Here is a 6,653-nt window from a genome sequence, read left to right as displayed (position 1 = left end):
CGCCGCGCCCGCATGGTCCGCCCGGGCGCGTGCGGCACCGCCCGCCCATGGCCCTTGCCCGGGCCGCCCTGCTCCGGCTGCTCCGGGAGCGTCGCGGACGCCGCGGTGCCCGCGGAGGTGCCGGATCCCGGCGTCGCGAACGTACGGTTGTCCACCGGGTTCCGCCCTTCCCTCGTTCGTCTCTGGCTCGTCTGGCTGGTCAGTGTGCGAATCGCCGCGCGGGCGGGATCGGTCGAGCTCGATCAGGTGAGCCCGATCAGTTGAGCACCTGCATCTCGGCGACCTTGAGGTCGAAGGGCTTGCTGCTCTGGTTGATGCCCGGGATCGTGAACTTCCGCGGGTTCGACCCGCCGGTGACCACGACGGTGGCCTCCCAGCGCATCGTCACCGTGGCGCTGAAGACGCCGTTCTTCTCGCCGGCCGAGCTGGTCCTGAACTCGTAGCCGCAGTCCGGTGACTTCGCGTCGCCGTACTTGGGGTCGTACGGCGTGCCGGGTGTGGTGCAGGAGGTCTGGAGGTGGTCGCCGAAGCTCCAGTCCGCCTTCACCAGCCGGGGTGTGACGGTGACCGAGATGCCCGCGACTGCCGCGCTGCCCGGCGCGGGCAGTGCGGCGTCGTCCGCCCAGAGCCAGACCGGGGCGTTGACCACCGCCGTGTTCTGGGGCGCGGCCCGGCCCACCGGTGGCCTGAAGCGGACCCGGTCGTAGGCGGCCTGGATGGCCGTGGCCTCCGCGTTGACGTTCTGCCCGTCCGGCGCGGTGGGTTCGAAGACGATCTCGGCGCCGCCCATGCCCCCGTCGGTCTGCGGGCAGACCTTCGTGTAGAGCGCGCCGTCCTTCGGGTCGTGGCCGTCCCACTGCGGGTCGCCCGCGGGCGGCGGGGCGTCCAGCGGCCGGAAGTAGCAGCCCTTGTCGCTGCTGAACCAGCCCAGCTGGGGGTCGTGGCAGGCCCATGCGACGTCGTGGTAGCTGCACAACTGCGGCCCGGTGTCGGAGCCGCCGCCACCGCCGGGATTGGAACCGCCGGGCCCGGGGGTCTTTCCGCCGGAATGGGCGTCCACGCAGATCACGTTCGTGGTGCACTGCTCGGCCCCGCCGCTGGGCGGTTCGTCCGCGGTCGCGCTCACCGCCGAGGACAGCAGCAACCCGGCCGACATCGACGCGGCGACTGCGATTCGCCGGGCCGGTTTCCGCGCGTTCAGCATGTCCGGTCCACCTCCCGCTTGAAGTCGTAGATCAACCAATGCGCTTGGAACCAGCGCAGGGACGCGGTTCCGACGTACCGGTACAGGCGTGATCCGGGATCCCTGGCGGCCCCGGTGACGGCATCGACGCGGTGCCAGCCCGACAGGTCGACGCAGTCCTCGATCACGGCGGTTTGCGGATCGGCTTTCAGATCAATGGCCTTGACCACCGCGGAATTGCGCGGCGTTCCGGCCATCACCACTTTCGCGTCGCGCAGTTGCCGGAGGCTGACCAGGCTGTCGGACAGTGCACGCCCGGAGGAGTACTGCTCCAGTCCGTAACCGTCCGAATCCGACCGCCCGAAGACCTCGGCCTGAGCCTGCCACCAGTCCTGATACGCCTTCAGGGCCAGTCGCCCCATGGCCCCTTCCGGACCGCTGGTCGGCGCGATCGAGCCGTTTACCGAACCACTCGAAGGAGTTAGCGGGTTCACTCCCGCGACGGTGGGCGCAGCCGACCCGATGCGATCGACGGAACCGCCCGCACCTCCGCTCGCACAAGCACCGAGCAGCAACACCAGAACCGCCCCACCGACCCCAACCGCCCCAGGGCGCAACACATTTCCGCGCTGCCGCATGGCCCCACCTCGTTGCGACCGACCCGATCCGTGATCCACGGCCGCCAGGAGAATTCCGCCGTCCCGCCGGTGTTTCCGCTGTGGATCGATTCTTCGCCAACCCACCCCATCACGGCAACACCTCAGGCCCCCTGACCTTACGCGGAAGGCGGTTCCGTCGGGGCACTTTCCCGCCACAGAACGGCCAACAGTTCTTCGGAAAGCGACAATCCGGCCAATGCGCCCCGAACCGCGGCCCGATTGCGCATCAGGAGACGCCCGGCGTACGGCGGAACGAGCAGGCGCGCGCCAGGCGCACCCGAACTACCGACCGGTTCTCCACCGTCCGTCAGCGCGGCCACGGCCGGCTGGAGATCGAGCGGGGCGACGGCCGCGGGGGCACCCGGGACGCCCTGGCGCAGGACGGTGGTCAGGGCCCGGCTGAACGAGCCCTCCCCGCCCGGCCGGACGGCGTCCCGGCCGCGTCTGCCCGGTGTGTAGCGGCTACCCGGGGCGTAGCGGCCGATCCGGCCCCACAGCGGGACCCTCGAATAGCTCAGCAGTTCGCCCGCGCCGTCCTCGCCGCGCTCCAGCGCCGCCCAGGTGTCCCGGTCGACCACCGCGTCGACCAGCAGCAGCGCCTCCTCCTGGTCCCCGTGCACCATCGCACTGACCACCCAGTCCCAGGCCAGGCCCCGGCGGTAGGCGTTGTCGGCGGTGCTGCCGGCGGTGACCAGGGCGAGCCGTCGCCCCCGCAGGTCCGCCACCAACTGGCCGACCAGGCAGACCAGCAGCCAGCGGCCCGGGTGCTGGGCGGCGTCCCGGACGGCGGTGAGCATCGCATTGGCGTCCGCATCCGGCGGCACCGTGGTGAGCCGGCAGCCGGCCGCACCGGTGTCGAAGAACATCCCGGGCAGCACGTCGGCGAGCAGCCGGGCGCCGTCCGGCGCGAGCGCCGCACCCCCGAAGGCCCGGTCGGGCCCGCCGTCCGCCCCGATCACCACCAGATCGACCCCGCCCGCCATCCGGCCGCCCCCCCTCCTCCACCGTTCCTCCACCGCCGGGCAGGCTACCGCCCCGGACGGCCGCCGACGGGGCTCCCGTCCCGTCCGCTCAGGGACCATGGGCCCTATCGACGCGCGCACCGACCGTGGACGATCGGATGCATGGAGCGTGAGGACCATGTGGAGACCCTGAGCGAGGCCGAGTGCCTGCGGCTGCTCAGCACCGTGCCCGTCGGGCGCGTGGTGTACACCGAGCACGCGCTGCCGGCCGTCCTGCCGGTCTCCTTCGAGGTCCTGGACGGGCGGCTGGTGCTCGCCGTGCGCCGGGGAAGTGCCACAGCGCGCGGGCTTGACGGCACGGTGGTGGCCTTCCAGGCAGATCTGCTGGACCCGGTCACCCGCACCGGGTGGAGCGTACTGGTCCACGGACGGGCCGACGTGGTGAGCGACCCCGAGCAGGTCCGACGGGTGCTGCGCTCCGGCCTGCGGCCCTGGGTGGCCGATCCGGAACCGCTGTTCGTCGCACTGGTCCCGGAACTGGTCAGCGGCCGCCGGCTGTTCCCGACCTGGCCGGGCGCCCCGGGCCGCCAGTCGCGACAGCCGATGAGCGCCGAGCCCGTGAGCACCGGGCCAGTGAGCACCGGGCCCGTGAACACCGGTTTTCCGTTCGGCTCCTGACAGATACCGGGGGGTAGGCATACGCTTCCGGCGTCCTGATCCCTCCCCGGGCCCGTCCCCCACCAGGAGCGCACCGTGACGACCTTCGCCTCCCTCGCCGAGCTGACCGCCGCCGTCGGCACCGAGCTGGGCACCAGCCAGTGGCACACCATCGAGCAGCGGCAGATCGACCTGTTCGCCGAGGCGACCGGTGACCACCAGTGGATCCACGTGGACCCGGAGCGGGCCAAGGAGAGCCAGTTCGGCTCGACCATCGCGCACGGCTACCTGACCCAGTCGATGATCCCGGTGCTGGCGAAGGAGTGCTACGCCGTCGAGGGCGTGCGGATGGCGCTGAACTACGGCTCCGACAAGGTGCGTTTCCCGGCGCCGGTGCCGGTGGGCACGGCGATCCGGGCCACCGCCGAGCTGCTCTCGGCCACCGAGGTGCCGGGCGGGGTCCAGGCGGTGGTGCGGTTCACCGTGACCAGCGAGCAGAGCACCAAGCCGCACTGCGTCGCGGAGACGATCACCCGCTTCTACGCCTGACGGAGAGCGGGCCGGCCGGGCGTTCGAGCCCGGGGCGGGCAGGCGTTCGAGCCCGGGCCGAGCGGGCCCCGGGCAGCGGCCGGCGCCGCCCTCCCGGGTACGCCGATTGGACCGCGCCGGGCTCTCCACCAGGTCCGGACGGCCCACGGCGAGTAACCTCCGACGAGATGGTTGTCGTATCGCAGCACCCCTAACCACTGCTGCGCTTCGCGCCCCGGCACGCCCGGTAGCCGTGACCGTCCCTGGAGGAGCCGTGCCCCGCCCCGCCCCGTGGTTCTCCCGCCTCGCCGGTCTGTCCTCGCAGTTGGTCCCGCCGTCCGCCGGCCCTGCCGCCGAGCGCGCCGTCCCGGGGCTGGCCGGACTGCCCCGGGCCGCGTGGCACCGGGTCCGGACCGACGCCTTCGGCGCCGAGCCCCGGGGCGAGCGGCTGGCCCGCATCCGCCGCTCCCCGCAGTTCGCCGACGGCGCCTTCCGCAACCCGGTACCGACCCGCCGTCTGGTGTACGAGCGCAGCCCGCTGGAGATCACCCGCGCCCAGCTGACCGGCGACAAGACCCGCCGGACACCGACCGCCGCCGTGCCGGTGCACCGACTGCTCCCGGTCGACCTGGCCGCGCCGCCGGAGTCCGGGCTGCGGCTGACCTGGCTGGGGCACGCCACCGTGCTGGCCGAGATCGACGGACGGCGGGTGCTGATCGACCCGGTCTGGGGCGAACGCTGCTCCCCCTTCTCCTGGACCGGGCCCAAGCGACTGCACCCGGTGCCGCTGCCGCTGTCCGAACTCGCTCCGGTGGACGTGGTCGTGATCTCCCACGACCACTACGACCACCTCGACATGGGCACCGTCCGGACGCTGACCGGGACGGACGCGGTGTTCGCCGTCCCGCTCGGAGTCGGGGCGCACCTGGAGCACTGGGGCGTACCGGCCGAGCGGATCGTCGAACTGGACTGGTGGGAGTCGGCCGAGGTCGCCGGGCTGACCCTGACCGCCACACCGGCCCGCCACTACTGCAGCCGCGGTCCGCGCACCAGTGCACTGTTCCTGTGGGCGTCCTGGGTGGTGGCCGGCGGCGGGCACCGGATCTTCCACAGCGGGGACACCGGCTACTTCCCCGGCTTCGCCGAGATCGGCCGCCGGTTAGGCCCGTTCAACGCGACGATGATGCAGGTCGGCGCGTACAGCGAGTTCTGGCCCGAGGTGCACATGACCCCCGAGGAGGGCGTGCGGGCGCACCTGGACCTGGGGGGCGAGCTGATGCTGCCGATCCACTGGTGCACGTTCAACCTCGCGCTGCACCCGTGGGAGGAGCCCGCCGATCGGGTGGTCACCGCCGCCCAGACGCTCGGCGCCCGGCTCGCCGTGCCCCGCCCCGGCAAGCCCTTCGAGCCCGCCGCCCCGCCCGCCGTGCGCCTGTGGTGGCGCGCCGTCGCCAGGACCCCGCGCGACATTTCGCCGCTGGTCGGCGAGCGGGCGGAGGAGACGGCGGCGGCTCCGGGAGCGGCCGAGGTTCGCGGACAGGCGACAACATTCAGCGAACAGATTTCAAAATCTGTTCGCTGAATGTTGTCGCCTGAAAGTTGTCAGCCGAAAGCCGTCACTTGTTCGCCTCCGCTGGCACCGCCCGCCGACGCCGGATCCACGCCCACGCCCCCTGCTGGACGAGCAGGGTCAGCACCCCGGCCAGCACGATCCCCAGCAGGTTCAGCAGCAGCTGGACGCTGGAGCCCCAGAACTGCTTGACGTCACCGTAGCCGAGGGCGACGGCCGCGTTGGCCGCGGCAGGGACGGTGGTCACCGAGATCGCCACCCCGACCAGGGTTCCGGCCTTCGAGGAGGTGAGCGAGAGCAGCCCCGCGATGCCCGCCAGGAAGGCGACCACGAAGGAGGTCGCGTCGGGCTGCCAGATGAAGGAGGTGTTCGGCCGCACCGCGTCGAACTTCGCCTCGGTGAACAACCCGAGACCGTCCATCAGCACCGCGAAGCAGACGGTCAGCGCCATCGCCACCACGAAGCCCGTCGCCAGCGCGTTCAGCGAGCGCAGTGCCGGGCGCAGCCGTCGCTGGACGACCGCCACGCAGAGCCCGGCCAGCGGCCCGAACTCCGGCCCGACGGCCATCGCGCCGACCACCAGAATCGCGCTGTCCAGCACCGCGCCACAGGCCGCGAGCATGGTGGCGACGGTGAGGAAGGCCAGGAACACCCAGGTGAGGGTCGATTCCTCGTGGGTGATCTCGGAGACCGACTCCCACACCAGCGCGTCGGCCCCCTCCCCGGGGGCCAGCCGCTCGGCCTCGTCGGCCGCCGCCGAGAGGGTCAGCTCGACCGGCGAGACGTCGATCGCGCCGCGCTCGGCCAGCCCCGTCCCGCGCAACGCGCCCAGGACCTCGTCCGCCGCCTCGCGGGCCACGTCGCAGAGCACCACGTCCCCGGTGGGCCGGACGGCCGCGTCCGGAAGCAGGATGACGTGCGTCACGCCCACGACCTCGTCCAGGCAGTCCAGCACGGCGTTCCGGAGGTCGGGCGGGACGATCAGACGAAGGTGCAGCACGGGCGCTCCGGCGGGTAGGGCGGACGGGAGTCCCGCCCACCCTAGGCCCGCGCCCGCCCTAGGCCCGCGCCGAGCCGGCCCCGCCCCCCGCCCC

Annotated in this window: 7 protein-coding genes; 3 read left to right on the top strand and 4 right to left on the bottom strand. The window is 72.7% G+C overall.

Annotated elements, in window-relative coordinates; translation table 11 throughout:
• Window positions 1–256: 256 nt before the first annotated feature.
• From KS423_RS34690 to KS423_RS34680, 3 genes are all read right to left on the bottom strand, one after another.
• A complete protein-coding gene (locus tag KS423_RS34690; protein ID WP_224283731.1) occupies window positions 257–1,204 on the bottom strand; it encodes a hypothetical protein in 948 nt (315 codons plus the stop codon).
• Window positions 1,198–1,821 carry a hypothetical protein gene (locus tag KS423_RS34685; RefSeq protein ID WP_224283730.1) on the bottom strand — a complete coding sequence of 208 codons (624 nt, stop codon included), beginning with the start codon at window positions 1,819–1,821 and terminating at the stop codon, window positions 1,198–1,200. The genes KS423_RS34690 and KS423_RS34685 overlap by 7 nt, the downstream gene beginning before the upstream one ends.
• Before the next feature lie 137 nt (window positions 1,822–1,958).
• Window positions 1,959–2,825 (bottom strand): hypothetical protein, encoded by an 867-nt coding sequence (locus KS423_RS34680; RefSeq protein WP_224283729.1) that lies wholly within the window; start codon window positions 2,823–2,825, stop codon window positions 1,959–1,961.
• A gap of 141 nt (window positions 2,826–2,966) precedes the next feature.
• Here KS423_RS34680 and KS423_RS34675 point away from each other — a divergent pair, with 141 nt between their 5' ends.
• The 3 genes from KS423_RS34675 to KS423_RS34665 all read left to right on the top strand — a co-directional run bounded on the left by KS423_RS34675 (window position 2,967) and on the right by KS423_RS34665 (window position 5,571).
• Window positions 2,967–3,482: a pyridoxamine 5'-phosphate oxidase family protein gene (locus KS423_RS34675; protein WP_224283728.1), complete on the top strand. Its 516-nt coding sequence runs from the start codon at window positions 2,967–2,969 to the stop codon at window positions 3,480–3,482.
• Between the two features lie 75 nt (window positions 3,483–3,557).
• Window positions 3,558–4,010: a MaoC family dehydratase gene (locus KS423_RS34670; RefSeq protein ID WP_224283727.1), complete on the top strand. Its 453-nt coding sequence runs from the start codon at window positions 3,558–3,560 to the stop codon at window positions 4,008–4,010.
• Window positions 4,011–4,362: 352 nt separating this feature from the next.
• Window positions 4,363–5,571, top strand: coding sequence for an MBL fold metallo-hydrolase (locus tag KS423_RS34665; protein WP_224283732.1), 1,209 nt, complete (start codon window positions 4,363–4,365; stop codon window positions 5,569–5,571).
• A gap of 34 nt (window positions 5,572–5,605) precedes the next feature.
• On the opposite strand, the gene KS423_RS34660 is transcribed toward KS423_RS34665, so the two are convergent.
• Window positions 5,606–6,559 (bottom strand): DUF389 domain-containing protein, encoded by a 954-nt coding sequence (locus KS423_RS34660; protein ID WP_224283726.1) that lies wholly within the window; start codon window positions 6,557–6,559, stop codon window positions 5,606–5,608.
• Window positions 6,560–6,653 lie beyond the last annotated feature (94 nt).

This window comes from Streptomyces sp. LS1784, assembly GCF_020103755.1.
In the GTDB taxonomy this organism is placed as follows: Bacteria; Actinomycetota; Actinomycetes; order Streptomycetales; family Streptomycetaceae; genus Kitasatospora.
This window is presented reverse-complemented; position numbering and strand designations above follow the sequence as displayed.